24 protein-coding genes are annotated in these 26,169 nt (G+C 57.6%); 15 read left to right on the forward strand and 9 right to left on the reverse strand.

All coding sequences use genetic code 11. The features are described from left to right. Window positions 1-73 precede the first annotated feature (73 nt). The 7 genes from AC4ICF_RS11960 to AC4ICF_RS11990 all read right to left on the reverse strand — a co-directional run bounded on the left by AC4ICF_RS11960 (window position 74) and on the right by AC4ICF_RS11990 (window position 9,418). Complete coding sequence (locus AC4ICF_RS11960; RefSeq protein ID WP_116339792.1) at window positions 74-1,090, reverse strand: LacI family DNA-binding transcriptional regulator; 1,017 nt, start codon at window positions 1,088-1,090, stop codon at window positions 74-76. A 28-nt stretch (window positions 1,091-1,118) separates the two neighbouring features. After that, window positions 1,119-2,525: a sucrose-6-phosphate hydrolase gene (locus AC4ICF_RS11965; RefSeq protein WP_316379178.1), complete on the reverse strand. Its 1,407-nt coding sequence runs from the start codon at window positions 2,523-2,525 to the stop codon at window positions 1,119-1,121. Continuing rightward, window positions 2,525-3,895 carry a sucrose-specific PTS transporter subunit IIBC gene (locus AC4ICF_RS11970; RefSeq protein ID WP_439209806.1) on the reverse strand — a complete coding sequence of 457 codons (1,371 nt, stop codon included), beginning with the start codon at window positions 3,893-3,895 and terminating at the stop codon, window positions 2,525-2,527. Before AC4ICF_RS11970 ends, AC4ICF_RS11965 begins: the two co-directional genes overlap by 1 nt. 66 nt (window positions 3,896-3,961) lie before the next feature. Beyond that, window positions 3,962-5,479, reverse strand: a complete 1,518-nt coding sequence (locus AC4ICF_RS11975; protein ID WP_116339786.1) for a carbohydrate porin — start codon at window positions 5,477-5,479, stop codon at window positions 3,962-3,964. A 172-nt stretch (window positions 5,480-5,651) separates the two neighbouring features. Continuing rightward, complete coding sequence (gene cscK / locus AC4ICF_RS11980; RefSeq protein ID WP_316379180.1) at window positions 5,652-6,542, reverse strand: fructokinase; 891 nt, start codon at window positions 6,540-6,542, stop codon at window positions 5,652-5,654. An 88-nt stretch (window positions 6,543-6,630) separates the two neighbouring features. Next, the gene (locus AC4ICF_RS11985) at window positions 6,631-7,842 is read right to left on the reverse strand and encodes a diguanylate phosphodiesterase (protein WP_316379181.1); all 1,212 of its coding nucleotides are present in this window, start codon (window positions 7,840-7,842) and stop codon (window positions 6,631-6,633) included. Between the two features lie 94 nt (window positions 7,843-7,936). Next, window positions 7,937-9,418, reverse strand: coding sequence for an alpha/beta hydrolase (locus AC4ICF_RS11990; RefSeq protein WP_316379182.1), 1,482 nt, complete (start codon window positions 9,416-9,418; stop codon window positions 7,937-7,939). A 266-nt stretch (window positions 9,419-9,684) separates the two neighbouring features. Between AC4ICF_RS11990 and AC4ICF_RS11995 the strand changes: the two genes are divergently transcribed. From AC4ICF_RS11995 to AC4ICF_RS12025, 7 genes are read left to right on the forward strand one after another with little or no spacing between them, the layout of a single operon-like run. Further along, a complete protein-coding gene (locus AC4ICF_RS11995) occupies window positions 9,685-10,539 on the forward strand; it encodes a MurR/RpiR family transcriptional regulator (RefSeq protein ID WP_316379183.1) in 855 nt (284 codons plus the stop codon). A 12-nt stretch (window positions 10,540-10,551) separates the two neighbouring features. Then, window positions 10,552-11,127 (forward strand): D-alanyl-D-alanine dipeptidase, encoded by a 576-nt coding sequence (gene ddpX, locus AC4ICF_RS12000; RefSeq protein ID WP_316379184.1) that lies wholly within the window; start codon window positions 10,552-10,554, stop codon window positions 11,125-11,127. Between the two features lie 14 nt (window positions 11,128-11,141). Beyond that, entirely contained in the window at window positions 11,142-12,674 is a 1,533-nt protein-coding gene (locus AC4ICF_RS12005) for an ABC transporter substrate-binding protein (protein WP_302218321.1), read from the forward strand. 23 nt (window positions 12,675-12,697) lie between these two features. Further along, entirely contained in the window at window positions 12,698-13,720 is a 1,023-nt protein-coding gene (locus AC4ICF_RS12010) for an ABC transporter permease (RefSeq protein ID WP_316379185.1), read from the forward strand. Next, window positions 13,717-14,610 carry a D,D-dipeptide ABC transporter permease gene (gene ddpC, locus AC4ICF_RS12015; protein WP_316379187.1) on the forward strand — a complete coding sequence of 298 codons (894 nt, stop codon included), beginning with the start codon at window positions 13,717-13,719 and terminating at the stop codon, window positions 14,608-14,610. The genes AC4ICF_RS12010 and ddpC overlap by 4 nt, the downstream gene beginning before the upstream one ends. Continuing rightward, complete coding sequence (locus AC4ICF_RS12020) at window positions 14,610-15,596, forward strand: ABC transporter ATP-binding protein (RefSeq protein ID WP_316379188.1); 987 nt, start codon at window positions 14,610-14,612, stop codon at window positions 15,594-15,596. The genes ddpC and AC4ICF_RS12020 overlap by 1 nt, the downstream gene beginning before the upstream one ends. Next, a complete protein-coding gene (locus tag AC4ICF_RS12025; RefSeq protein ID WP_163329499.1) occupies window positions 15,589-16,518 on the forward strand; it encodes an ABC transporter ATP-binding protein in 930 nt (309 codons plus the stop codon). The genes AC4ICF_RS12020 and AC4ICF_RS12025 overlap by 8 nt, the downstream gene beginning before the upstream one ends. Before the next feature lie 140 nt (window positions 16,519-16,658). Here AC4ICF_RS12025 and AC4ICF_RS12030 read toward each other — a convergent pair whose 3' ends face one another. Continuing rightward, window positions 16,659-17,087: an OsmC family protein gene (locus AC4ICF_RS12030; protein ID WP_028013230.1), complete on the reverse strand. Its 429-nt coding sequence runs from the start codon at window positions 17,085-17,087 to the stop codon at window positions 16,659-16,661. A 115-nt stretch (window positions 17,088-17,202) separates the two neighbouring features. Between AC4ICF_RS12030 and AC4ICF_RS12035 the strand changes: the two genes are divergently transcribed. Then, complete coding sequence (locus tag AC4ICF_RS12035) at window positions 17,203-18,162, forward strand: hypothetical protein (RefSeq protein ID WP_316379189.1); 960 nt, start codon at window positions 17,203-17,205, stop codon at window positions 18,160-18,162. A gap of 6 nt (window positions 18,163-18,168) precedes the next feature. Here AC4ICF_RS12035 and AC4ICF_RS12040 read toward each other — a convergent pair whose 3' ends face one another. Continuing rightward, the gene (locus AC4ICF_RS12040) at window positions 18,169-19,044 is read right to left on the reverse strand and encodes a LysR family transcriptional regulator (RefSeq protein WP_116339760.1); all 876 of its coding nucleotides are present in this window, start codon (window positions 19,042-19,044) and stop codon (window positions 18,169-18,171) included. Window positions 19,045-19,154: 110 nt separating this feature from the next. Here AC4ICF_RS12040 and AC4ICF_RS12045 point away from each other — a divergent pair, with 110 nt between their 5' ends. The 7 genes from AC4ICF_RS12045 (at window position 19,155) to AC4ICF_RS12075 (ending at window position 26,012) form a co-directional block, all read left to right on the forward strand. Further along, window positions 19,155-20,006, forward strand: a complete 852-nt coding sequence (locus tag AC4ICF_RS12045) for a Vmh family MBL fold metallo-hydrolase (RefSeq protein WP_316379190.1) — start codon at window positions 19,155-19,157, stop codon at window positions 20,004-20,006. A gap of 231 nt (window positions 20,007-20,237) precedes the next feature. Continuing rightward, window positions 20,238-20,453: a biofilm-dependent modulation protein gene (gene bdm, locus AC4ICF_RS12050; protein WP_013096534.1), complete on the forward strand. Its 216-nt coding sequence runs from the start codon at window positions 20,238-20,240 to the stop codon at window positions 20,451-20,453. 95 nt (window positions 20,454-20,548) lie between these two features. After that, the gene (sra, locus tag AC4ICF_RS12055) at window positions 20,549-20,686 is read left to right on the forward strand and encodes a stationary-phase-induced ribosome-associated protein (protein WP_008501714.1); all 138 of its coding nucleotides are present in this window, start codon (window positions 20,549-20,551) and stop codon (window positions 20,684-20,686) included. Window positions 20,687-20,862: 176 nt separating this feature from the next. Then, complete coding sequence (locus tag AC4ICF_RS12060; protein WP_028013235.1) at window positions 20,863-22,560, forward strand: NAD-dependent malic enzyme; 1,698 nt, start codon at window positions 20,863-20,865, stop codon at window positions 22,558-22,560. Window positions 22,561-22,808: 248 nt separating this feature from the next. Further along, a complete protein-coding gene (locus tag AC4ICF_RS12065) occupies window positions 22,809-23,294 on the forward strand; it encodes an Hcp family type VI secretion system effector (RefSeq protein ID WP_182945432.1) in 486 nt (161 codons plus the stop codon). Then, a complete protein-coding gene (locus tag AC4ICF_RS12070; RefSeq protein ID WP_316379192.1) occupies window positions 23,291-23,773 on the forward strand; it encodes a DUF2778 domain-containing protein in 483 nt (160 codons plus the stop codon). The genes AC4ICF_RS12065 and AC4ICF_RS12070 overlap by 4 nt, the downstream gene beginning before the upstream one ends. Before the next feature lie 523 nt (window positions 23,774-24,296). Beyond that, window positions 24,297-26,012 carry an ABC-F family ATP-binding cassette domain-containing protein gene (locus tag AC4ICF_RS12075; RefSeq protein ID WP_316379193.1) on the forward strand — a complete coding sequence of 572 codons (1,716 nt, stop codon included), beginning with the start codon at window positions 24,297-24,299 and terminating at the stop codon, window positions 26,010-26,012. Window positions 26,013-26,169 lie beyond the last annotated feature (157 nt).

The raw sequence follows: 26,169 nt of genomic DNA on the forward strand, positions 1-26,169 counted from the left end.
GAGAATTATTCCTTATGGTTATCGGCGCTTCCAAAACTTAAATTAATTAAAGTTATTGATGTATCGCGCGGGGCTATACCGCTGGCTTATAGCGCCGCTGCAGAGTGGCATCCAGCTTGCGCTGCAATGGTTGCGGCGTCTCCCCTTCGATCAATTTGCCTATCAGATCAAAGCAGTGCCACGCCAGCTGGCGGTTGTCCTGTCGAATGGTATCCACCGGGATCGTCAGCGAATCGTAGAGATAGTGATCGTCGAAGCTGGCTAACCTGATATCGCTTTGCAGCAGATTATGCTGGCCCATATAGCGCAGAACCCCCTCCAGCAGCCCGCAGGCGGCGGTGAATAACGCTTTTGGCGGACGCCCAAGGCGGGCGCAGAGTTCGGCAAACATCTCGTACCCGGAGCTCGGGTGATAGTTGCCGTGAACGATCCACTCGGGGCGCAGCGCCACACCGGCCTCTCGCAGACCTTGCTTAAACCCTTCCAGGCGGTCGCGTGTCGGAGACAGGCGCGGCTGTCCGCCGAGGAAGTAGAACTCATCCGGATGCTGACGCGCAATGTCCGCTACCAGTGCCGTCGTCGGGGTAATGGAGTCGGTGATCACCAGCGGCAGCGCGCTGTCGTTCATGTGGCGGTCAAAAAGCACCACGGGCAGCTGCTCGCTGAGCTTCAGGTAGTCCGCATCGTTCAGCATGCTGGAGGCCACAATCAGCCCGTCCACCTGACGCGCCACCATGTTGTTCACCACCACTGTCTCCTGCCCTGGGTTTTCATCGCTGCATGAGATCAGCAGCTGAACGCCGGCCTCGCGGCACAGCGTCTCCAGCTCGTGAGAAAACACGGCAAAACCGTAGTTGGTGATCTCCGGAACGACAAGACCAATGGTGTGGCTGCGGTTATCGCGCAGCGACCGGGCGTGAATGCTGGGCTGATAGTGGTGCTCTTTTGCAATCGCCAGCACACGCTCGCGCGTCTCTTCCGCCACGCGAAGCTCTTTGCTGCGCCCGTTCAGGACCAGGCTGGCGGTGGCTTTTGACACCCCCGCCAGCTCCGCGATGTCTTTGATGGTGACGCGTTTTGTTTTTCTCACAACGACTTAGATCCGGCTGCCAAAACCCTCATTCTATCATGCAGGCGCGCAGCGACCAGTAGCGTAATGTGATGTCGGACGCACCTTCGAATCGCACCCGCACCGGATGGTCAGGAAAATAGCGGCTGCTCATCACCCCTTCACCGTGATTGATGAAAATTTCAACGCTGGAGCAGTCGCACAGAACGCGTAAATGACGAACCTCACCCTGCCAGTAGCGGGTCAATGTTTCACCGGTTTTCAGGCTCGCGCGTTCAAGGCGTAAACCCTGCTCGTCGACCGTGAGGCGCAGCGCGCCGGCAAAATCGATATTCACCTGCGATGCGCCCAGCTCAAACTCCAGGCGCGTCGCGTCCAGTTCCGGCGCCTCGCTGGCGCGCCCCTGCCAGCGCTGCTCATCTTCACGCAGCGCCGCCAGCTCGCGCGCCGGGGTCTGCCAGAGCCTGCCGTCGCTAAAGCGCAATTCTCGCGGGCAGGTCATCTGGTGCATCCAGCCGTGCGCCCGCGTGGGCTGAAGCATCTCTTCCCCGTCCGGTACGCCCATCCAGCCGATTAGAATGCGGCGTCCGTCCTCCGCCAGCGTGGTTTGCGGGGCGTAAAACTCAAAGCCCGCGTCCAGCTCGTGCAGCTCGCCGTGATCGAATGCGGCGTTAGTATAGTCAAACGCCCCGCTCATCCAGCTGGCCGGATAGGTGTTGAGGTAGCGATGCGGCTCGCGCGCCAGCCCCTGTGGGCAGCAGATCAGCACGTGCGTCCCGTCGAGGGCGAACAGGTCCGGGCACTCCCACATGTACCCTGCGTCCGTCAGGCCGTTGACCCCGTGACCGGCGATCTCCCCGCAGGACGTCCAGGCGTGCAAATCGGCTGATTTAAACAGCAGTACCTTGCCACGCTTTTGCACATCCTGCGCGCCGAGCACCATGTACCACTCCCCGTCGTGCTGCCATACCTTCGGGTCGCGCACGTGTCCGGTGTAGCCTTCCGGCAGCGCCAGCACCGGCCCCAGCTTCTTAAAGGTTCCGTCCGCTTGTTCCTCCGCCAGGCACTGCCAGGCGGTGCGGCTGCCGTCATCAAACTTAACGTTGCCGGTGTAGCACAGCGTGAGGACGCCCTGGTTGTCCACGGCGCTACCGGAGTAGCAGCCGTTGCGGTCATACGCTTCGTCGGGCATCAGCGCCAGTGGCTCGTGCCGCCAGTGCACCAGATCCGCAGAGCTCCAGTGTCCCCAGCACTTAAAGCGATGCTCGCAGTCCAGCGGGTTCCACTGATAGAACAGATGGTAACGGCCAGCAAACCAGATAAACCCGTTCGGGTCGTTCATCAGCCCCGTCACCGGTGCGGGGTGCCACTGCGGGTAGTGGCTATCCGCCTGCGCGCGGGGCTGCCCTTTCATAACGGCCTGCAGGATCGCAGGCCAGCGGGAAGGTAACGTCATTATTCAGAGTCCGTTTTATATTTCAGCAGCAGCGAGACGGTAAACGCCACGCCGAAGGCAATCACCATGCCGATAATATAGTTAAGGAGCGAGCTGGCCTGCACGATAGCCATGCCCGGAATAGCGGTCAGCCCGACGGCGGTCATGTAGACATGCACTGACACCACCCAGGCCCCGCCCGCCGCGCCGCCGATCAGCGCAGCGATAAACGGCTTCACGAAGCGCAGGTTGATACCAAAAATGGCCGCTTCGGTGATGCCCAGCATGGCAGAGAACGCCGACGGTAAGGTAATGGCTTTGATTTTGACATCTTTGGTTTTGAACCACACCGCCAGACAGGCGCCGCCCTGCGCCACGTTCGCCATGGCCCAGATCGGTAGCAGGAAGTTTACGCCAATCGACGGGTTACCCAGCAGCCCGGCTTCAATCGCGTGGAAGCTGTGGTGAATACCGGTGATCACAATCACCGAGTAAAGCCCGCCGAACAGTAGCCCGGCCAACCAGCCCGCGTGTTCAATCAGCGTGCTCAGGATAAAGGAGATGCCGTCGCCCAGCGCGCGCCCCGCCGGGCCGATAATCAGCAAGGCGATAAAGCCGGAGATAACGACGGTGAGGAACGGCGTCAAAATCAGATCCAGCGCGTCCGGGATCGCGCGGCGCAGGTTTTTCTCGACGATGCTCATAAACCAGACGGCCAGCAGCACCGGGAATACCGTGCCCTGATAGCCAATCATCGCGATCTCAAGGCCGAAGAAGTTCATAGTGTGGAAGCCGGAGGCCACGCCCCAGGCGTTGGTCAGCGCCGGGTGGGTCAGAATGCCGCCGAGCGTCGCCCCCAGATACGGGTTCCCGCCGAATTCCCGCGCCGCGGTAAAGCCGATCAGGATTGGCAGAATGATAAACGCCGCCGAACTGCACATGTCCAGCATGATGTAGAGGGCATTATCCGCGTTAACCCAGCCGTAGGTTTTCACCATGCCGAGCAGGCCCATCAGCAGGCCGGACGCCACAATCGCCGGAATGATCGGAACGAAGATATTGGAAAGCAAACGCGCAATGCGCTGGAACGGGTTCAGCTTGCGCGCCGCGATATCCGCCGCTTCAGACTTGCTGGACTCGCTAATCCCCGCCGCCTGGATAAACGCGGCGTAGACTTTATTCACCACGCCCGTGCCGAAAATCACCTGCATCTGCCCGGCGTTACGAAAACAGCCTTTTACGCCGTCGACCTTACCGATCGCCTGCTGATCGGCAAGCGCGTCATCGACCAGCACCAGACGAAGACGCGTAGCGCAGTGCGCCGCGCTGGCGATATTTTCCTTACCACCGAGCAGCGGAATAAGCTCGCGGGCGATTTGATTAACATCCATAGATACCTCTGCCTGACTTCTTTTTATGATGTGCGAAACGCCCCCGCCGGGCGGGAGCGTGATGGGTTAAAACCAGGTTTCCATCTGGACCCCAAAGTTCCATTCCCCGCCGGCGTTGAAGCCGCTGCTGCCAAAGGCATCATCGCTGGCGTAATTATCGAGCTTGCTGCTCCAGTCCATCCAGGTGGCAAACAGGCGCAGCTCCGGACGGCTGAAGAAATCGCCGATTTTGCTCGCTTTTAACGTTGGCGCAAAGGTCAGCTTGTAGAAACTGCCGTTGACGGCGTTGCGGTCCTTATAGCCTTCCGGATTTAAGTCCATGTACTGATAGCTTCCCTCAAACGCCAGCGCGAAGTTCTGGGTTACCTCTTTAATCAGGCGGGTGTTGAGCGTCACCCACTCATAGCTGTCGCCCTTGACGTAGCGATCTTTACTGCTCTGCGCCAGCACGGCAGGCGCAACGCTCCAGCCACCGCCGATTGGCGTGACACCGTAACTTGCGAAGCGCCAGGTATCAGCATCAGACAGCAGCGCGCCGTCGGATCCGATGCTTTTTACTTCCGCACCCAGGCCGTGGCCGTACAGCAGCGCCGTTTTGGCACTTCCTTCACGCAGGCCGTAGAAGCTCTCGTTGTGCAGCCCCACCAGGGCATGAACGCCGTTATTTGCCGCGTCGGTTTTGATGAGATCGCCGTTAGCGTCTTTCCGGTCGTCGTTATCCTTCGCCCGCAGACCGCTCACCATCACCTGCAAAGGCCCGGCGAAGTGGTTCATGCTGAGGATGTAGTTCTGAACGTTGTTGTCCGTCTGCTCCACGCTGCCGAAGTTGCGGCCGTAGATCGAGAAGTTGCTGCGCAGCGAATCGTTCCACTTCACGTCGTAGACGCCGCCGCCGGTACCGGCCAGAAACACCACGTCGGAATCCAGCCAGTGAATATCAAAGTTGTCGCGGTCGAAGCGTTTACCCGCCCAGAAGGTACTGCCCTTCAGCGCGCCGGTAAAATCAGGCAGGTTGCCCAGCTCCGCAAAAGCCTGGCGAATGTTGAGATCGCTGGTATCGGCTGACCAGTCGTTATAGGTTCGCTGACCGTCGGCCAGCATCGCCTTGAAGCGCGTGGTCGCCCCGTTATCCAGAGTTTGCTTGTGCTCCAGGTTCAGCTCGACGTAGGTGTCGGCTTCGTTACCCAGACGCCCTACCGCACCGCCGGTTTCCCCGGCCGGGGTCAGGTATGGACCGCTTTTGCTGCTGGAGGCCGCATCGTTCATCAGCAGGCCGGAACGGGCGTAGCCGTGAAACTCAAACCCACTGCTCTGGTCCGCTTTTTTCTCCAGCGCGGTGGTGCGCTGCGCCACCGCCTGGGCCGTGGTTTGCGTCTGCTGCTGGGCGGCTACCAGCTGCTGCGTTTTTTGTTCGGCTTCGGTGGCCCGTTTTTCAGCGACCTGCGCACGCGCTTCAGCAGCCTGAAGGCGCTGCTCCATTGCGGCAAGGCGCGCTTCGATACTTGTCATATCCGTCTGAGCAAAAACAGAGGTACTGCCGGCCAGCATGCCTATCATCACGGCAAGTCTGCGTTTTTTATACATTTTGTCGCATCCCTAAAAGTATTAATCGAACGTGCTAAATTGCTAAACCGGTTTAGGTTGCTGATACTAAACCCCGGAATTTTGGATCGGCAATCTTTTTTGCTAAACCGTTTTAGTAAGTGTGATCGAGGCGACAATTCAGGCCGCCGGTCGGCGGCCCGTGAAGGAAGGATTACAGGTCGTGCTGCCAGGGCAACGCGGTCATCGCCCCCTTTGCCGTAGTGGCTAACGCGCCGCAGCGCTGGGCTAAGGCGATTACCGGGACCAGCTCCTGACCGGCGGCCAGCCCGTAGAGCAGCCCGGCGACGAAGGCATCGCCCGCGCCGGTGGTATCAACGCATTGCACAGGGTTAGCCGGATAGTGTTTCACCTCGCCTTGATGCCAGGCGATAACGCCCTCTTTACCCTGCGTCACCAGCACCAGACGCGCCGGACAGCGCTGCATCAGCGCGTTCAAACCGTCTTGTACATCCGTATCGCCGGTTAAAAACGTCAGTTCCTCAACGGAAAGTTTCACCACGTCGGCGCTCTGCAGGGCCTGTTGCAGGCAGCGACGCAGCGCGTTTTCATCCGGCCAGAGATCAGGGCGAATATTGGGGTCAAAGCTTACATAACCGCCCGCTTTCCGGATGGCGTCCATCGCCTGAAAGGTCGCAGAACGGCTCGGCTCTGCGCTTAACGCGATGGAACAGACGTGCAGCCACTCGCCCGCGCTGAACGTCGGCAGCTCAGCGGGTTCAAGAAACAGATCGGCGCTCGGGCGCACCATGAAGGTAAACGAACGTTCGCCGTGGTCGTCCAGATCGACCACTACCGTAGAGGTGCGGTGCGTCGGGTCAAGGCGCATGTACTTCACGTCGACCCGCTCGTTAGCAAGAGTTTTCGCCATAAAGCGCCCGAAAGGATCGTCGCCAACCCTGCCGATAAACGCGCTCTGACCGCCCAGACGGGCAATGCCCACCGCGACGTTTGCCGGTGCGCCGCCGGGGCACTGCAGTAATTTCCCTTCACCATCGGGCAATAAATCCACTACCGCATCACCAAGTACCCAAATTTTTTCCATGTGACCCTCGAAGCTAAACTATATTAAACCGTTTTAGCTATTTAAGCACAGGCAGGCCAAAGGGGAAATAACGCGGGAGGAAAATTGCCTAACGTTTCAGATGCGGCCAGCGGATATCGCCGACGCCGTTAAGCTGCGGACGAGCAAAAAGAAAGCCCTGGAAGCGGCGGATCCCGGCAGATTCGAGCCAGCACCACTCCTCTAACTTCTCGATCCCTTCGGCCACCAGGGTAATTTCAAGATCGGAGCAGCAGCTGATGATGGAGCGCACAATCGCCTGCTTCGGGCCGCTGAGGTGGATATCGCTAACTATCTCCCGGTCAATCTTAATTTTATCCGGCTGGAACCGGGTCAGCAGCGAAAGACCGGCATAGCCGGAACCAAAATCATCAATTGCCAGCCCAACGCCCTCGCCGCGAAGCTGCTTAATGGCGCTGTTGAACTGGTTAAGTCCGGAGATCATCTCGTTTTCTGTGATTTCAATAACCACCTGCTCCGGCTGAAGCCCATGCTGTTTAATCTGATCAACCAGAAACGCCACTGCGCCAGGAACATTCACCAGCGACATCGGCAGCAGATTGACCGCAATCTTATGGCTGCCAATCCCCAGCTTTTCGGCCAGCGCGAAGGCATACGCTTTCGTCTGTAGATCGACTTCATAAACTTTGGCCGGGTCCAGAGAGCTGAAGAAATGCTCCGGGCTGCCGCCGTCATTGCCGCGGATAAGGGCTTCAAAGGAGCTGATCTTGCCTTCCGAGGGCTCAACAATGGGCTGAAGCGCAAACTGGCAACGCTGGCTGGCAATCAGATCCAGGCTCTCACCCAGAGGCAAGTTTTCCGTTGAGAGCGTCCACTTTGCCGGATCGTAGCGTTCCCCCGACGGGGCCGGACGTTTGCCCATAATAAAGGTCTGAATAAATTTGAACACCCGGTCATCGGATGTCAGATAGCTGTCCAGCCTGCTGTAATTCAGAACCGACTGCAGCACCTCTTTCGGTGACTGCGTCTGCAGATCGAACAGCAGCATACCGACATTTTCAAAACGCCTGCGCGGGCCATAATCCCGCATCAGTTCAACCACCCCACTGTGCCGCTTGTCATCGCGGATTTTATGGAACAGCTTAACCACGCTCTCCTCAGAACCTTCGAGTATTTGCAGCACGTCACTGCCCTTTGCGAGCAAAACCCCGGTGATATTCAGATTGGCATTGCGGATCCGGGCGTGCTCCACCAGCTCCCTCAGCACGGAGGACTGACAGGATAATTTTAACTGGCTTCGGTAAATCAGCGTGGTCAGCACAAAAAGGTGTTCCGATGAATGAAAGGTGCCTTAAAGCTACTGTTTAACATACTTTAACAATGTGACCTAACACATTCACACCACGTATAGAACGCTACTTTTTCTCGTCGCCAATCCGGCTGTTAATCCTCTCCTGCATATAGCCATAAAACGGGTTTGAGGTGACCCGCATCAGCGCCTCTTTTCCGACGCTCAGCACGGACGTTTCTCCCCACAGCGCAATCGTCCCCAGGCTGATGCCATAGCGGTTTTTCACCCCAGGTTCGCGACCATAGAGATCGTCATCCGGCGGGAACGGCACCGCAACGTGCGACAGGGAATAGACATCCTGCGGCCAGGCCTGCGCAAGCGGCACAACCGTCTCCCGCATGCTGCCTGCCGGGGTGGTTTTCGCCACCGTCGAGAAACTGTGCTCGCTGGCATTGGTGATAATCGTGACACTGTAACGTCTCTGCGCAACCGGCAGAAGCGCCGAGGTTGCTGTCCACGACGACGGCTTGAACAGCGGACGGAAGCTGGCCGCCTGGTTGATATCAAACACCACCAGTTCGCTGCCGTTTGCCGGAAGCTGGTCAAACAGGCCGGTCACCACCGCGCGGGTGCTGACCGTGGAATCCATGACCGACTGGAACGCCAGCACCGGCGGCAAATTCGCCAGCCTGTTCTCCCGCGCCTCGCGGCCTGTCTGCTCCTGCAGGGCCTTCGTCAACAGCCAGGACTGGCGGGCGGCGTTCACCGGGAACGAGTTGTATTTATACGGGTTATATTCCGGGGAGATATTCAACCACGCCGCTTTGGCAAACGCCGGCAGCAGCGCCGGTAATCCGGCGAAACCGGCAAAGCGCGCAAAGGCCGTCACACCGATCATCGGTGAAAGCAGTACCACCTGCTGCGGTCGACGAAGCGCAGGCGATTCCAGCGCATCGAGGGCATATTTCATCGCCAGCGCCCCGCCGTTGGAGTAGCCCACCAGATGCAGAGGCACGTTCTCCCCCGTCAGGCGCGTGGCTTCCCGCACCGCAAGACGCGTTGCGGCGAGCCACATCTCCCAGTCAACGTCCGTCAGCGCACCGGGCGCGGTGCCGTGTCCGGGCAGGCGCGGAACCACGGCCACAAAGCCGCGCTGCTGATAGTTCTCGGCGAGGTGCCTGACGCTGTAAGGCGAATCCGTCAGCCCGTGCAGCAACACCACCGCGCCGCGCGGCTTCCCGGCAGGCATCAGCACAAAGGAGCGGTTGGCATCGGGCGTAAACTGCCCCGGCCATACCAGGCTCTGGCGATAATAACGGTTTAGCGGCGTTTGTTCCTCGCGCCCCGTTTTCGCCGTCACGGCGTTATCGAGATCGGCGAAAATGGCGTTTTCCCGGGCGACATAACCGGCAAAGTCGGCGTTATCCATTTCACGTACGGACATCTCATCTGCCCGCCAGGTGTGCCATAGGTGCAGTTCCAGCCCCTGCTGCGAGAGATAAACCCGCACCGCCAGCAGGACGACCAGGACGATCCCCACGACCATCCCTGTTTTCTTTGCAAGCGCCACCAGGCGCATGCTGATTCGCCAGGGCAAATTCGCCATGCCGGGATCCCTTTAAAATTCACAGTACATCTATCTTATCAAAAATGTGAACGGGCTGACGTATTCACCAAATTCATACCTGCCGCGTCAGCCACTGCACCAAAAGTGAACTACGCTGCACAAATGTTGATCATCGGTTAACTAAATATTGCATGAAATTTACAGCGCAGCGGGCTTTGACCGCCCTGTGAACATGGCACGCGTCGTGCATTGTTAACCGGATAACACTCATCCAGCTTTTGACAGCCAGTTAACAGCGAGGCGGTATGACGACGAAACCAGAGATGTTGAGCCGTATCGAAGCGACGTTCAGCCAGCTTACGCCCAGCGAAAAGCGGGTGGGAAGCTGGCTGCTGGCGCACGCCGCGCAAATCCCGTTTGAAACGGCAGAGAGCGTCGGCCAGGCGAGCGGAACCAGCGGAATTACCGTCGGACGCTTCCTGCGCAAGCTGGGGTATCGCAACCTGGAAGATGCCAAAAAAAGCCTGCGCGATCCGTATCAGCCCTGGGGTATGAACGAGCGGCTGGACTCCTGGCAGCAGCAGCCCCCCCTGCCCAACCGCCTTCAGCACGCCCTGGCGCTGGAGGTGGACGCCATCACGCAGGTGTACCAGCTGGCACAAACGGACGCCTTCCGGCAGGTGGTGAACAACCTCGCCCACGCCGACGCGGTGTTTGTGCTGGGGATCCAGTCCACGCGCGGGATTGCCAACGCCTTCTTCAGCCACCTCGAATATCTCCGTCCGCGCGTGAGCTATTCGGAGGGGGCTTCCGGCAGCTGGGTTGAATCCCTGAACTCGGGTTTTTCGCACCCTTATGTTGTGCTGACCGACACGCGCACCTACTCGGCGATGGCCCGCCAGTACTGCCGCGTCGCCAGCGAGAAAGGCATTCCGCTGGCCTTGATCACCGACATCTGGTGCCCGTGGGCGCGGGATTACCCGATGGATTTACTGCAGGTGAAAACCGATACCGGTCATTTCTGGGATTCACTTGCCCCCGTGAGCTGTCTGTTCAACCTGCTGCTGTCGGGCGTGGTGGAAGCGCTGGGTGATGCACTCCCGGCGCGCCTGGCGGTAAACCGACAATTACAACAAGAGTTTGGTCAATTCGAACGCTAAAGGAGCGGAGCTATGCCCGAAGAGAGTGAACTGATTGATGTGGCGAAGACGTTTCCCACGCTGCACATCGATCTGAAGTACGCCACCGCCGACAACATCACCGGCCGCCCGATCTATCAGGAGGCGCTGTGCCTGCTGCATACCGACGCGGCCACCGCGCTGGCAAAAGCCATCAGCATTGCCGCGCTGGCCGGGCTGAAGCTGGTGGTCTACGACGCCTATCGCCCGCAGCAGGCGCAGGCCCAGCTGTGGGACGCCTGCCCGAACCCGGAATACGTGGTCGACGTGGCGATTGGCTCTAATCACAGCCGCGGGACGGCCATCGACGTCACCCTGATGGACGAACATAACCGCGTGCTGGATATGGGCGCCGGCTTTGACGAAATGCATGACCGATCGCATCCCTATCACCCTTCCGTACCCCCGCATGCCCAGCGCAACCGTCTGCTGCTGAACGCCATCATGTTCGGCGGCGGTTTTGTGGGGATTAGCAGCGAATGGTGGCACTTCGAACTGCCGAACGCTGCCAGCTACCCGCTGCTGGAAGACCGTTTTGCCTGTTTTCCCCTGACGCACACCTCTCTTTAACCTGGAGCTCTGCCATGAAAACAACGCTTCTCACAACCCTGATTGCCGCCACGCTGGTTTTAAGCACCCCGCTGGCGCTGGCTGCCGTTCCGAAAGACATGCTGGCAATCGGTAAAGCCGCCGATCCGCAAACGCTCGATCCTGCCATCACCATTGATAACAACGACTGGACCGTCACCTATCCGTCCTACCAGCGTCTGGTCAAGTACAAGCCCGGCTCTACCGAGGTGGAGGGCGATCTGTCGACGGGCTGGAAGGCATCCGACGACCAGAAAGAGTGGACCTTTACCCTGGCGGATAACGCCAAATTCTCCGACGGTACGCCGGTCACCGCCGAGGCGGTCAAGCTCTCCTTTGAGCGCCTGCTGAAGCTCGGCCAGGGGCCGTCTGAAGCCTTCCCGAAAGATCTAAAAATTGATGCCGTGGATGACCACACGGTGAAATTCACCCTCAGCCAGCCGTTCGCGCCTTTCCTCTACACGCTCGCAAACGACGGGGCGTCTATCATTAACCCGGCGGTGCTGAAGGCCAATGCCGCTGACGATGCGCGCGGTTTTCTGGCGCAAAACACCGCCGGCTCCGGGCCGTTTATGCTCAAAAGCTGGCAGAAAGGCCAGCAGCTGATCCTGGTGCCTAACCCCCACTGGCCGGGCGACAAGCCGCACTTTAAGCGCGTCTCGGTGAAAATTATCGGCGAGAGCGCCTCGCGCCGACTGCAGCTTTCCCGCGGCGATCTGGACATTGCCGACTCCCTGCCGGTCGATCAGCTCGCGGCCCTGAAGCAGGAAGGCAAAGTCGCCGTCGCCGAATACCCGTCCCTGCGCGTGACCTATCTCTACCTCAACAACAGCAAAGCGCCGCTCAATCAGGTGGATTTACGCCGGGCTATCTCCTGGGCGACGGATTACCAGGGGATGGTAAAAGGCATTCTGAGCGGCAACGGCAAGCAGATGCGCGGCCCGATCCCGGAAGGTATGTGGGGCTTTGACGCCGCGGCAATGCAGTACAGCTTCGACGAGGCCAAAGCCAAAGCGGCGCTGGAGAAGGTCAAAGACAAACCCGCCAGCCTGACCTTCCTCTACTCGGACAACGATCCAAACTGGGAGCCAATCGCCCTCTCCACTCAGGCCAGCCTCGGCAAGATCGGCATTAACGTCAAGCTGGAGAAACTGGCCAATGCCACCATGCGCGATCGCGTCGGCAAAGGCGATTACGACATCGCCATCGGCAACTGGAGCCCGGACTTTGCCGACCCGTACATGTTTATGAACTACTGGTTCGAATCGGACAAAAAAGGGCTGCCGGGCAACCGCTCGTTCTATGAGAACAAAGAGGTGGATTCGCTGCTGCAGGCCGCGCTGAAAACGACTGACCAGGCGGAACGCACCAAAGATTACCAGCAGGCACAAAAGGTGGTCATCGACGAAGCGGCCTACGTCTATCTGTTCCAGAAAAACTACCAGCTGGCGATGAACAAAGAGGTCAAGGGCTTCACCTTTAATCCGATGCTGGAGCAGGTATTCAACATCGCCACCATGAGTAAATAACGGTTCTCGCTGGGAGAAAGCGTATGACGTTCTGGAGCATAGTGCGCCAGCGCTGCTGGGGGTTACTCCTGGTGGTGGCCGGTGTCTGTATTATTACCTTTATTATTTCACACCTGATCCCCGGCGATCCGGCCCGTCTGCTGGCAGGCGACCGCGCCAGCGACGAAATCGTGCAGAACATCCGCCAGCAGTTAGGGCTGGACCAGCCCCTGTATGTTCAGTTTGGCCGCTACTTGGACGCCCTGGCCCACGGTGATTTAGGCACATCCATCCGTACCGGACGCCCGGTTGCGGAAGACCTGAAGGCCTTTTTCCCCGCCACGCTGGAGTTGGCCTTTTGTTCTCTGCTGCTGGCGCTGGTGATCGGCGTGCCGCTGGGGATTTTGTCGGCGGTCTACCGCAACCGCTGGCTGGATCACCTGGTGCGTTTAATGGCGATGACCGGGATCTCCACCCCGGCCTTCTGGCTTGGGCTGGGCGTCATTGTGCTGTTCTACGGGCACCTGCAGCTTCTGCCCGGCGGCGGCAGGCTGGATGACTGGCTTGACCCGCCGACCCACGTCACCGGGTTTTATCTTCTGGACGCCCTGCTGGAGGGCAACGGTGAGGTGTTCTTTAACGTGCTGCAGCACCTGATTTTACCCTCGCTGACGCTGGCGTTTGTTCACCTGGGGATTGTCGCGCGCCAGGTGCGCTCGGCGATGCTGGAGCAGCTCAGCGAGGACTACATCCGCACCGCGCGCGCCAGCGGCCTGCCCGGCTGGTACATCGTCCTGCGCTACGCCCTGCCCAATGCCATGATCCCGTCCATTACCGTGCTCGGGCTGGCGCTGGGCGATCTGCTTTACGGTGCCGTACTGACCGAGACCGTCTTTGCCTGGCCGGGCATGGGCGCCTGGGTGGTGACGTCCATTCAGGCGCTCGATTTCCCGGCAGTGATGGGCTTTGCGGTCGTCGTTTCGCTGGCCTACGTGCTGGTTAATCTGGTGGTCGATCTGCTTTACCTGTGGATTGACCCGCGAATCGGGCGCGGAGGTGCCGAATGATGTTAACGCAGGAAACACCCGTTCCGGTGATAACCGCCAGACAACGCGTCAACTGGGCAAAGCTGTTCTGGATGCTGCGTCAAAGCCCGCTCACGATCGTTGGCGGCGTCATTATGATTGCGATGCTCTTTCTGATGGTGGCCTCACCGTGGATTGTGCCGCATGACCCGAACGCACTGGATCTGACCGCCCGCCTGCAGGCGCCGTCTGCGCAGCACTGGTTTGGTACCGATGAGGTAGGACGCGATCTGTTCAGCCGCGTGCTGACGGGAAGCCAGCAGTCGATTACCGCCGGGCTGGCGGTCGTGGTGATTGCGGGCGGCATTGGCTCACTGCTGGGCTGTTTGTCCGGTGTACTGGGCGGGCGCGGTGACGCCATCATCATGCGGGTGATGGACATTATGCTCTCCATTCCCTCTCTGGTACTGACCATGGCGCTGGCCGCCGCGCTCGGTCCGAGCCTGTTCAACGCCATGCTGGCGATTGCGATTGTCCGCATCCCGTTTTACGTCCGCCTGGCACGCGGGCAAACCCTGGTGGTGCGCCAGTTTACCTACGTGCAGGCCGCACGCACCTTTGGCGCTTCCCGCTGGCATTTGATCCGCTGGCATATCCTGCGCAACGCCCTGCCGCCACTGATTGTGCAGGCTTCGCTGGATATCGGCAGCGCCATTTTGATGGCCGCCACGCTGGGGTTTATTGGCCTGGGCGCGCAGCAGCCCACTGCCGAATGGGGCGCGATGGTGGCCGTGGGCCGTAACTACGTCCTGGACCAGTGGTGGTACTGCGCGTTTCCCGGTGCGGCGATTTTGATTACTGCCGTGGGCTTTAACCTGTTTGGTGACGGCATCCGCGATCTGCTGGACCCGAAATCGGGAGGAAAACAGTGATGACCGAATCGGTACTCAATATTGAAGACCTGCACCTGAGCTTCCCGATTTTTCGCGGTGAGGTTCATGCGCTGAACCACGTCTCGCTGGAGATCGGCAGGGGCGAAATTGTCGGTGTGGTGGGCGAATCAGGGTCGGGCAAATCCGTTACCGCCATGCTCGCCATGCGCCTGCTGCCGGAGGGCAGCTACCGTATTCATCACGGTCAGGTGAGATTACTCGGTGAAAACGTCCTGACGGCGTCCGAGAAACAGCTCCGTCAGTGGCGCGGCGCTAAAGTGGCGATGATTTTTCAGGAGCCGATGACCGCTCTCAACCCGACGCGGCGGATTGGCAAACAGATGGTGGAGGTGATCCGCCAGCATCAGCCGCTTTCCCGGCGCGAGGCGCAGCAGAAGGCGATCGCCCTGCTGGAAGAGATGCAAATCCCGGACGCGAAACAGGTCATGGATCGTTATCCGTTTGAACTCTCCGGCGGCATGCGCCAGCGGGTGATGATTGCCCTTGCCTTCTCCTGCGAGCCGGAGCTGATCATCGCCGACGAGCCAACCACCGCGCTGGACGTTACCGTCCAGCTCCAGGTGCTGCGGTTGCTTAAGCATAAGGCGCGGGCCAGCGGCACCTCGGTGCTGTTCATCAGCCATGATATGGCCGTGGTGTCGCAGCTCTGCGACAGAATGTACGTGATGTATGCCGGCAGCGTGATCGAGAGCGGCGCCACGCAAACGCTGATCCACCGCCCTGTGCATCCCTATTCCATTGGGCTGCTGCAGTGCGCGCCGGAACACGGCCAGCCGCGCGCCCCGCTTCCCGCCATCCCCGGCACGGTGCCCAACCTCAGCGAGCTTCCGCAGGGTTGCGCGTTCCGCGAGCGCTGCTTTGCCGCCGGGGCGAAATGCAGCGAAACCCCGCGCTTAGTGCCCACTGGCGCAGAAGGCCAACAGGCTGCCTGCTGGTATCCACAACGGGAGAAACACCATGTCTGATGTACTGCTGGAACTGGATAGCGTGCACGTGAACTTTGCGGCGCGTAAAAACTGGCTGGGCCGCGTGACGGAACATGTCCATGCGCTTAACGGGCTGGACCTTGAGATCCGTCGGGGTGAAACGCTCGGCATCGTCGGGGAATCCGGCTGCGGGAAAAGCACGCTGGCCCAGCTGCTGATGGGCATGCTGAAGCCCAGCACCGGCGCGTGCCTGCGGGCGCACCACGCGGGCGGCATGCAGATGGTGTTTCAGGATCCGCTCTCCTCGCTCGACCCGAGGTTGCCGGTCTGGCGCATCATCACCGAGCCGGTGTGGGTGCAAAAACGCAGCAGCGAGCGCGAGCGCCGTCAGCTGGCGGAGGATCTGGCGCTGCAGGTGGGCATTCGCCCGGAATATCTCGACAGACTTCCGCACGCCTTCTCCGGCGGGCAGCGCCAGCGCATCGCCATCGCCCGGGCGCTCTCGTCCGACCCTGATATTATCGTGCTTGATGAACCCACCAGCGCGCTGGATATCTCCGTGCAGGCGCAAATCCTTAACCTGCTGGTGACCCTGCAGCAGCAGCGTAATCTGACCTACGTGTTGATCTCGCATAACGTCTCGGTGGTAAGACACATGAGTGATCGCGTGGCGGTGATGTATCTTGGGCAGATTGTTGAGCTGGGCAGCGCCGCGCAGGTGCTTGGCGAGCCGCGCCATCCCTATACCCGCCTGCTGCTCGACTCGGTTCCCCGCACCGGTGAACCGCTGGATGAAACGCTGGCGTTACGCAAAACGGAGCTTCCCGGCAACCGTCATCTGCCCGAAGGCTGTTTTTTCCGCGACCGCTGCCCGATGGCAGCGCAGGGGTGTGAACGTCCCCAGCCGTTACAGCCCTCACGCGAGGGCCGTAACGTTCGCTGCTGGCGTAATCTGGGTTAATTACTTCTTGTTACAGCTGTTTTACCCGGCTGTATTTTTCAGGATCACGTCGCTGCAGCTGAAGAAGGATTTCAGAAGGGAATTGATTAAGGGTTTTTTCGCTACATAAAAAAATAGCCGGGTCTTAACCCGGCTCATGCTTAGTTGAGTTTATAGTCCAGCGTGATCTCGGCTTTCAGGAGCTGCGACACCGGACAGCCCGCTTTGGCTTTCTGAATAATGCCGTCAAACTGCTGTGGCGCAATGCCCGGAACGGTTACCTTGCTTTGCAGTGCAACCTTGGTGATGGCAAAGCCGCCGTCGGTTTTATCCAGAGAGACGTCCGCGGTCGTATCAATCGAATCAGCGGTATAGCCCGCTTCTCCGAGCATCAGCGACAGCGCCATTGAGAAGCAGGCCGCATGTGCCGCGCCAATCAGCTCTTCCGGGTTGGTCCCCTTTTCACCCTCAAAGCGGGTGTTAAAGCCGTAAGGCTGTTGATTGAGAACGCCGCTCTCGGTGGAAACCGTTCCTTTTCCGCGCTTAATGTCGCCAGACCAGTGTGCCGAACCGTGCTTATGAATCGTCATTCTTGCTCTCCTTTTGGCTTACAAAGGGTTAAGTATAGACTACGCATCTGACACGCCCAGGAACACAGACGATTCTGGGACTTTCACCTGCTGTACCGACAACAAGGATAACGATATGACGCTAAAAATCAGGATGGCCGTCGCGGTAACCACGCTGGCTCTCTCATTGTCTTCACTGGCCAAAACGCCGGAGAACTTTATCTATACCAGTTCGGGCGACCTCGACGCGGCGCTCCCGCTTGTTGCGCGTAGCGACATCGGCGGCGTGCAGATCGTGTACAACTGGCGCCTGCTTGAACCCGAGAAGGACAGCTATGACTTCACGCGAATTGAGCAGGATCTGGCGCGTCTTAAGTCCGCCCGGAAAAAACTCTTTATTCAGATCCAGGATCGTTTTTTTGAGCCGGACGCCCGCTACGTGCCGGACTATCTGATGCACGATAAGCAATACAACGGCGGGATTGCGCCGCAGTTCGATAACCCCGGCGAAGGCAAGCCTGTCGGCGCGGGATGGGTAGCGCGTCAGTGGGACCCCACGGTGCGCCAGCGCTACCAGGCACTGCTGGCAGCGCTCGCAAAACGCTTTGATGGCGAGGTGTATGGCGTAAACCTGCCTGAAACCGCCATTGATATCGACGAAAAAAATCCGCCCGCCGGGTTTACCTGCGACAGCTATTTCGCGGGTGAAATGGAAAACCTGGCCTTTGCGCGCAAGGCTTTTCAGAAATCACACGTGGTGCAATACGTGAACTTCTGGCCGTGCGAGTGGGACAATGACCACAACTACATGGGGCGTCTTTTTGCGTATGCCAGCGCCAACAATATCGGCCTGGGCGGGCCGGACATTGTTCCCAACCGCAAGGCACACATGAAGAATGCCTATCCCTTCTTCCATAAAAATAAACAGACGCTGCCGCTCATCGCCATGGCGGTTCAGGAACCGACCCTGACCTATAAGAATCCTCAGACCGGAAAACCGTTCACCAAAGCGGAATTTGTCCGCTTCGGCGAAAGCTATCTCGGGGCCGATATTATTTTCTGGAGTACGTCGTCTCCCTGGCTAAAGGCGAAGTAATCCTTCTTATGCCAGGTAGCGCGAAAGTTCGTCGAGAAACACGCGCAGCGCGGCAGGCTGATACTCCCGGGACTGATAAATACCATGGATGGCAAGCGGTTTCGGCTTAAGCGCCTCCAGCACCGGCACCAGCAATCCCTTCTCCAGCGCGGCACGCGCTTCGCGCTCCGGCAGCATGGCAATACCGCAGTGCTCGATCGCCGCGTCCATCAGCAGCGAAGAGATGCTGGCGCTCAGGTTGCCGCTGACGGCCACGCTCAGGCTTTCGCCTTCCGGCGTCAGGAAGTGCCAGGACTGCCCGGCGAAAAAGCTGTAGTGCAGGCAGTTGTGCTGCGCTAATTCTTCGGGGCTGGCGGGTGTTCCGTGCTGCGCCAGATACGCCGGCGAGGCGCAGAGTACGGAGCGACACTCCCCCAGCCGGCGGGCAATCATGCCGGGTTCGGGGTTATCCGTAATGCGCACGGCGACGTCTATGCGCTCTCCCACCAGGCTGACCGGGTGATTGTTCACGTCCAGCTCGATGCGCAGTTGCGGGTAGCGTGAGAGCAGCCCGGGCAGCACGGGCGCAATCAGGTGCATCGCGGTAAAGTGCGCGCAGGCCACCCGCAGCGTGCCGGACGGCAAATCTTTTACCGACTGACCTTCGATTTCCTGCGAGATCTGCGAGAGCGTCCGCGTTTTTTGCAGCACCTTTTCCCCCGCCGCGGTCAGCGTTAGCTTGCGCGTGGAGCGGTTTACCAGCCGCGTACCCGCCCACTTCTCCATTTGTTCCAGGTAGCGGCTCACCATCGGCCGGGAAATGCCCAGCGCGCGCGCCGCCGCGCTCAAACTTCCCAGCTCGCATATCCGGTTGTAGACCTGAGCGGCAATAACGCGATCCATAAAAGCTCCATCTGCTCGATTTATGAAACTAAGCATGTCTTGTTTCAGGAATTCTGGCAAATGAGAATATCCGTACAATAGCGATATTCCTGAACAACTGAGACAACAGCATGAAACTCACTCATATTGCCCTGCTTTCCACCCTTTTCGCTCCGGCTGCTTTTGCCGCACCGTTGACCATTGATACCTATAACCCGCAGGAAAAAGGCATTTTCGCGGTCTCCTCCACGCTGGTGTCCGGCCCGAAAGAGGCAGTGCTGTTTGACGCGCAGTTCAGCGTGAAGGATGGCGAAGCGCTGGTAGAGAAAATTCGCCGCAGCGGTAAGACCCTGAATAAGATTGTGATCACCTCCGGCGATCCGGATTTCTACTTTGGCCTGCAGCCGCTGGTGAAAGCCTTCCCGAATGCCAAAGTGGTGGCCACGCAGCAGGTGGTTGACCATATTAAGGCCACCAAAGACGCCAAGCTTGCCTTCTGGGGCCCGCAGATGAAGGACGGCGCGCCGACTAAGCTGGTGGTGCCGCAGGTGCTCGCCTCCACCACGTTCATGATTGACGGTGAAAAGATCGATATCGAGCAGCCGGACAGCTATGCGGCCTATGTGTGGATCCCGTCGGCAAAAACGATCCTCGGCGGCACCGGGGTAGCCTGGGGCATTCACGTCTGGACGGCAGACACCCAGACGCCGGTTCGCCGTCAGGAGTGGCAGCAAACCCTGGACAATATGGCCGCGCACAAACCGGAACGCGTGATCCCGGGCCACTATCTGGGTACTCCGCCTGCAGGAACCGGGGCGATTGATTTTACCCGTGGCTATTTGCAGCATTTTGAACAGGCGTTATCGGCACATAAAGACTCTGCGAGCGTCATCGGTACCCTGAAAAAACAGTATCCGGGCCTGGCTGAAGAGAGCTCTCTGGAATTAAGCGCCAAAGTGAATACTGGCGAAATGAAGTGGTAATTTAAAAACGGCTCCTGCTATATTTTCGTGATGGCAGGAGCTTCCAAAAATATCCTCACCGCTACACATCAATATATCCCCACATTTTAAAAGCGCATAAAAGCATACACTTATGTCGTTTTTATTTCTAAGATGAATCTGAGCCACAACCGGGAAAATATTTGCCATTCTGTTTGTGAATTAAATTTTTTGCGAGCCGTACCATTAAACAGACAACGACACGGAGGCAGCATGTTTACTTATTACCCGGCTAATACCGCAGCAGCACAACCTGAACTCGTTAACGCGATTGCGCAGGGTCTTCACGCCGAGCACGGTGCTGTGACTGAAGATGACATTTTGATGGAGCTGACCAAATGGGTGGAATCCACGGATAATGACATCCTCAGTGACATCTACCAGCAGACCATTAACTACGTCGTCAGCGGGCAAAACGCACCTTTGTAAAAACCTGCTAAGCTGGATCTGCAACCTAAGGGGTTACATTTCGTTTGCGAAAGCAAACTGGTCCTTAAAACTATCAACAGGATTGAGGAGTTAACATGAAATCGAACCGTCAGGCACGCCACATTCTGGGACTGAACTACAAGCTTTCTAATCAGCGTAAAGTGGTGATTGAAGGCGACCACGAAACGCAGGTCACTCACGCCACCGGCAGAAAACGCCACGCGGGCAAGTAAGTTCCAGACTGAGATCCAGAACACCATCGGCAAAACCGATGGTGTTTTTGTTTATGTGTTGCGGTAATTAATATTTAGCTCCTTTATAATACCGCCCGACCGCACCCCGTAGCACAGGCCAGAAAGATGACAAACAGCAGTGTCAGGGACGGATCTTCAAAAAAAGAGTGAGTGACATGGACAACAAACTGAAAAAACATCGTTCCTTATATATCCCTTATGCCGGCCCGGTTTTACTCGAATTCCCCCTGCTCAACAAAGGTAGTGCCTTCAGCATGGAAGAGCGCAGCAGCTTTAACCTGCTGGGCCTGCTGCCGGAAGTGGTTGAAACCATAGAAGAGCAGGCAGAGCGTGCGTGGATCCAGTATCAGGGCTTCAAAACCGAGATCGACAAACACATTTACCTGCGCAACATCCAGGACACCAACGAAACCCTCTTCTATCGCCTGGTGCAAAACCATCTCGAAGAGATGATGCCGGTGATCTACACCCCAACGGTGGGTGCGGCGTGTGAACGCTTCTCTGAGATCTACCGTCGCTCACGCGGCGTCTTTATCTCTTATCAGAACCGTCACAACATGGACGACATCCTTCAGAACGTGCCGAATCACAATATTAAAGTGATTGTGGTCACCGACGGGGAACGTATTCTCGGCCTCGGCGACCAGGGCATTGGCGGGATGGGGATCCCAATCGGTAAGCTCTCTCTCTACACCGCCTGCGGCGGCATCAGCCCGGCGTATACCCTGCCGGTAGTGCTGGACGTCGGCACCAACAACCAGCAGTTGCTTAACGATCCGCTGTACATGGGCTGGCGCCATCCGCGCATTACCGACGACGAGTACTACCAGTTTGTCGACGACTTCATCCAGGCCGTGAAGCACCGCTGGCCGGACGTTCTGCTGCAGTTTGAAGACTTCGCGCAGAAAAACGCGATGCCGCTGCTGAACCGCTACCGCGATGAGATCTGCTCCTTTAACGACGACATCCAGGGCACCGCAGCCGTGACCGTGGGGACGCTTATCGCCGCCAGCCGCGCGGCCGGCAGCCAGCTGAGCTACCAGAAAATCGTCTTCCTGGGCGCAGGCTCTGCGGGCTGCGGTATCGCCGAGCAGATTATCGCCCAGACGCAGCGTGAAGGCTTAAGCGAGGAGCTGGCCCGCTCCCGCGTCTTTATGGTGGACCGATTCGGCCTGCTGACCGACGGCATGCCGAACCTGCTGCCGTTCCAGACCAAGCTGGTGCAGAAGCGTGAGAACCTGAAAAACTGGGATACCGACAACGAAGTCCTATCCCTGCTGGACGTGGTGCGCAACGTGAAGCCGGATATTCTGATCGGTGTTTCCGGGCAAACCGGTCTCTTCACCGAAGAGATTATTCGCGAGATGCACAAGCACTGCGAGCGCCCTATCGTGATGCCGCTTTCCAACCCGACCTCCCGCGTGGAGGCGACGCCGCAGGACATCATCGCGTGGACTGAAGGTAACGCGCTGGTCGCCACCGGCAGCCCGTTCGATCCGGTGGTGTGGAAGGATAAAACCTATCCGATTGCCCAGTGCAACAACTCCTATATCTTCCCGGGCATTGGTCTGGGCGTGATCGCCTCCGGCGCGTCCCGCATTACCGATGAGATGCTGATGTCGGCGAGCGAAACCCTTGCGGGCTACTCGCCGCTGGTCAACAACGGTGAAGGGCTGGTGCTGCCGGAGCTGAAAGACATTCACAAGGTGTCGCGCGCTATCGCGTTTGCGGTCGGTAAAATGGCGCAGCAGCAGGGCGTGGCGGTGAAAACCTCTGCCGACGCGCTGCAGCAGGCTATTGACGATAACTTCTGGATGCCTGAATACCGCAGCTATCGCCGGACCTCGATTTAATCCGCTCCGACCGTTTCCTCTCCTCAAAAGGGAGAGGGAACGTGAATCCCCTCCTTCCTTTATTTTCTTTGCCTCTACTACAGCATTTCATTGAACATTATTTAAAAAATCAATATTTCAACAATAATGCATATCTCGTTGAAATATAAATATTTAGCATAACATTTTTTGCCTAATAAACAGTTTCTTTTAAAGGTTTAGTAACGTTCCGCATCACTAAATTCATTAATTGAAAAAGGAGTTTTGAAATGGCAATTCCGGCATACCTTTGGCTTAAAGATGACGGTGGCGCAGATATCAAAGGGGCTGTTGATGTACAAGATCGCGAGGGAAGTATCGAGATATTAGGGTTCGGTCATGGACTGCATCTGCCCACAGATAACATGACAGGAAAAATAACGGGTACGCGCGTTCATAGTGCCCTGGTATTTGAAAAGGAGTTTGACAGTTCTAGCCCTTACTTATACAAGGCTGTGGCAAAAGGCCAAACGCTGAAAAGTGCCGAGTTTAAGTGGTATAAGATCAATGATGCTGGTCAGGAGGTCGAGTACTTCAACATGTATCTGGAGAACGTAAAAGTTGTCTCAATATGCCCGGTAATGCATGACGTTAAAAATCCAGCGATGGAAAAACATAACCATCTTGAAAATATTTCCCTACGTTATGAGAAAATCACGTGGCGGCATTGTGACGGTAACATCATCTTTGCTGATTCATGGAATGATCGTTCATGAATCTCCTGCAGTGTTATTTCCACCTTAACGGCGGTAAGTATGCAACATTGTCTGTGCCCGGTGTGGGTTTTTTCCCTGCATTTTTTGGGAATGGTAATGCAACAAATCGTCCCGAAAGCGCGTCTCTACCCGATATAGGCCCTCTCCCTCCGGGTCGATATTACATACTATTACGTGGATTAGGTGGTTGGTATACTCAAACAAAGGACAGTTTAAATGCATTTTTCACGGGTTCGAATCGCAGCGAGTGGTTTGCTTTGTATCGCGATGACGGATTGATGAACGATGAGACTTTTGTGGATGGTGTAAGGCGAGGAGAGTTCAGACTGCACCCTATCGGACCATCGGGATTAAGTAAGGGATGTATCACGCTTTACAGTCAGAGTGATTTTAAGGTCCTGGCATCCGCCTTACTTCGTACGGGAGGGCAGCAACTGGGAAACTATATGATAGCTCATGGCGTTGTGCAGGTTTATTAATGAAGATGGTACTCCTGGCACTGCTATGGTGTACGGTCGTGTTTCTGTCACTACTCACACTATATAAATTTGTTCCACCTGAAACGCAGTACTCTTTTGCGGAGCATTTTGAAATATATGGCGACGAATTGATCATGGATTTTGTTCTTTACCTTTTTTTAGGTATTGCCATATTGATTGCGTCAGTGTCCACGCTGGTTCTTTATTTGCTCTTACGGAAAAGATAATCCTGGGCAGCAATGCTGCCCTTCTTCTAGGTTTATCCTGAAAAAAGTTATATAGTGATAGCTACCTGCAAACTCAAAACATATAAGGAGGCCAATTATGCTGTATCGTGAAATTTTCAATGTTTCACATACATTTGGTGATCGCACCGGCTCAAGCGTTATCGGTATCGTGCTGCGATAACTTCTGCTTGAGCGAAGACACCAACCCCTGAAATCCCTTCTCTCGGGCTTACTGAGTTATCGTCAGCGATGTTTGACGAGGCATAAACATGCCTGTAACTCTTGGGTAAGCAACAATGAGCACTTTACTCACTGCACAATCTTTACGCGTTGATACGGCGTTTGGCACGCTCTTCGACTCTCTCTCCTTTACGCTGAAAAAAGGCGACCGCATTGGCCTGCTGGGCGACAACGGCTGCGGCAAAAGTACGTTGCTGAAGGTGCTGGACGGCACAGATTCCCCTGCCGCCGGAACGGTCGCGCTGGCCGGGCACTGCCTGATGGCACGCGTGGAGCAACATCTCCCGGACGTCATTTTCCCGCTGACCATGCTGGATGCGGTACTCGCACAGCTGCCTTTAGCTGAGCGCGATAGCCTGCGCTGGAAAGCCGAAACCCTGCTGACCAGCATGGGCTTCACGCCGCAGGATATGATGCTGCAATCCGCCACGCTGAGCGGCGGGCAACACACCCGCCTGCTGCTGGCGCGGGCGCTGATTCACGAGCCGGATCTGCTCCTGCTTGATGAACCCAGCAACCACCTGGACCTGCCGACCATGCTCTGGCTGGAACACTTCCTACAGAACTGGTCAGGCAGCTTCGTGCTGGTTTCGCATGACAGACAGCTGCTGGATGCCGTCACCAACGGCAGCTGGATCCTGCGCGATAAAACGCTGCACTACTTCGCCCTTCCCTGCACGGCCGCGCGCAGGGCGCTTGCAGCAAAAGATGAAAGCGACGCGCAGCGCCACAAGGCGGAGCAAAAGGAGATCGACCGCGTAACCGCCAGCGCGAAGCGGCTGGCGACCTGGGGCAAGGTTTACGACAACGAAGACCTGGCCCGCAAAGCCAAACAGATGGAAAAACAGGTCGAACGGCTGAAGGAGAGCCAGACGGAAGTAACGGCAGGCAGCCAGTGGACGTTAACCCTGCGCGGTGACGCGCTGCGGGCAGACCGTCTGCTGGAGATGGAAAACCTCGACGTTCCGCCTGCTCCGGGGCTCCCGCCGCTGTTTAACATCGACGTTGCGCGGCTAAAAAGCGGCGACCGCGTGGCGATTGTCGGTCGTAACGGCTGCGGTAAATCGTCGCTGATGAGGCTTATCTGGCAACAATTTGCCGATATGCCCGCAGACAGCGGGTTGAAAATCCATCCGCGCGTGTCGCCAGGCTATTACGACCAGACGCTGAATCAGTTGCCGGATGACGCCACGCTGCTCGACGCGCTGGATCCTTTCGCGCCGGATCCGCAGAACCGCAAAATGGCACTGATAAGCGCGGGATTCCCATGGGCGCGTCACGGGCAAAAAGTCAGTACGCTCAGCGGTGGCGAGCGCTCTCGTCTGCTGTTTGTCGGCCTGACGCTTGCCCGCTATAGCCTGCTGATGCTGGATGAACCCACCAACCATCTCGACATGGAAGGCAAAGAGGCGCTGGCGGAAACGCTGCAACAGTTCGAAGGGGGCGTGCTGCTGGTCAGCCATGACCGACAGTTAATCAGCCAAAGCTGCAACCGCTTCTGGCTGATTGAAGAGGGAAAGCTGAGCGAGTGGCACGATGCAGAAGCGGTGTTTGAGCGCCTGCGTGAAAGCGCGGGGCTGGTGACATCCACCGCGCCCGTCATCGCCGCTGGTGAGGTTCAACCCTCCTCCCCGTACGACGATCTGCTTGAACGGCTGGTCGCGCTGGAAACGCTGCTGGAAGACGATCTGGCGCGTAAGCCGAAGCATCAAAAGCCGCAGCTGCAGGCGCAATGGCGTAAAGAGATTGAGGAGATAGAAGCACTGCTGTAAATCTGCCCCCGGCGAGTCTCTCTCGTCGGGCCAGTATTTTCCCCCTTAATTATTAGAGGAACGCCGTATTCTTAATCTGAAATCGGCTTAAATGATGACATTATGTTGCTGCAGCCTTGCATTACCAGGCTAATGTATTAATCCTTAAGAGGTATTA

It is taken from the genome of Enterobacter sp. ECC_219_Taxon_10, assembly GCF_058354905.1.

Bases quoted from the DNA above. Each gene is read 5' to 3' on its own strand.
- AC4ICF_RS11965 (WP_316379178.1), bottom strand. From the start codon at position 2,525: ATGACGTTACCTTCCCGCTGGCCTGCGATCCTGCAGGCCGTTATGAAA.
- AC4ICF_RS11970 (WP_439209806.1), bottom strand. From the start codon at position 3,895: ATGGATGTTAATCAAATCGCCCGCGAGCTTATTCCGCTGCTCGGTGGT.
- AC4ICF_RS11975 (WP_116339786.1), bottom strand. From the start codon at position 5,479: ATGTATAAAAAACGCAGACTTGCCGTGATGATAGGCATGCTGGCCGGC.
- cscK (WP_316379180.1), bottom strand. From the start codon at position 6,542: ATGGAAAAAATTTGGGTACTTGGTGATGCGGTAGTGGATTTATTGCCC.
- AC4ICF_RS11990 (WP_316379182.1), bottom strand. From the start codon at position 9,418: ATGGCGAATTTGCCCTGGCGAATCAGCATGCGCCTGGTGGCGCTTGCA.
- AC4ICF_RS11995 (WP_316379183.1), top strand. From the start codon at position 9,685: ATGACGACGAAACCAGAGATGTTGAGCCGTATCGAAGCGACGTTCAGC.
- ddpX (WP_316379184.1), top strand. From the start codon at position 10,552: ATGCCCGAAGAGAGTGAACTGATTGATGTGGCGAAGACGTTTCCCACG.
- AC4ICF_RS12005 (WP_302218321.1), top strand. From the start codon at position 11,142: ATGAAAACAACGCTTCTCACAACCCTGATTGCCGCCACGCTGGTTTTA.
- AC4ICF_RS12010 (WP_316379185.1), top strand. From the start codon at position 12,698: ATGACGTTCTGGAGCATAGTGCGCCAGCGCTGCTGGGGGTTACTCCTG.
- ddpC (WP_316379187.1), top strand. From the start codon at position 13,717: ATGATGTTAACGCAGGAAACACCCGTTCCGGTGATAACCGCCAGACAA.
- AC4ICF_RS12020 (WP_316379188.1), top strand. From the start codon at position 14,610: ATGACCGAATCGGTACTCAATATTGAAGACCTGCACCTGAGCTTCCCG.
- AC4ICF_RS12025 (WP_163329499.1), top strand. From the start codon at position 15,589: ATGTCTGATGTACTGCTGGAACTGGATAGCGTGCACGTGAACTTTGCG.
- AC4ICF_RS12030 (WP_028013230.1), bottom strand. From the start codon at position 17,087: ATGACGATTCATAAGCACGGTTCGGCACACTGGTCTGGCGACATTAAG.
- AC4ICF_RS12035 (WP_316379189.1), top strand. From the start codon at position 17,203: ATGACGCTAAAAATCAGGATGGCCGTCGCGGTAACCACGCTGGCTCTC.
- AC4ICF_RS12040 (WP_116339760.1), bottom strand. From the start codon at position 19,044: ATGGATCGCGTTATTGCCGCTCAGGTCTACAACCGGATATGCGAGCTG.
- AC4ICF_RS12045 (WP_316379190.1), top strand. From the start codon at position 19,155: ATGAAACTCACTCATATTGCCCTGCTTTCCACCCTTTTCGCTCCGGCT.
- bdm (WP_013096534.1), top strand. From the start codon at position 20,238: ATGTTTACTTATTACCCGGCTAATACCGCAGCAGCACAACCTGAACTC.
- sra (WP_008501714.1), top strand. From the start codon at position 20,549: ATGAAATCGAACCGTCAGGCACGCCACATTCTGGGACTGAACTACAAG.
- AC4ICF_RS12060 (WP_028013235.1), top strand. From the start codon at position 20,863: ATGGACAACAAACTGAAAAAACATCGTTCCTTATATATCCCTTATGCC.
- AC4ICF_RS12065 (WP_182945432.1), top strand. From the start codon at position 22,809: ATGGCAATTCCGGCATACCTTTGGCTTAAAGATGACGGTGGCGCAGAT.
- AC4ICF_RS12070 (WP_316379192.1), top strand. From the start codon at position 23,291: ATGAATCTCCTGCAGTGTTATTTCCACCTTAACGGCGGTAAGTATGCA.
- AC4ICF_RS12075 (WP_316379193.1), top strand. From the start codon at position 24,297: ATGAGCACTTTACTCACTGCACAATCTTTACGCGTTGATACGGCGTTT.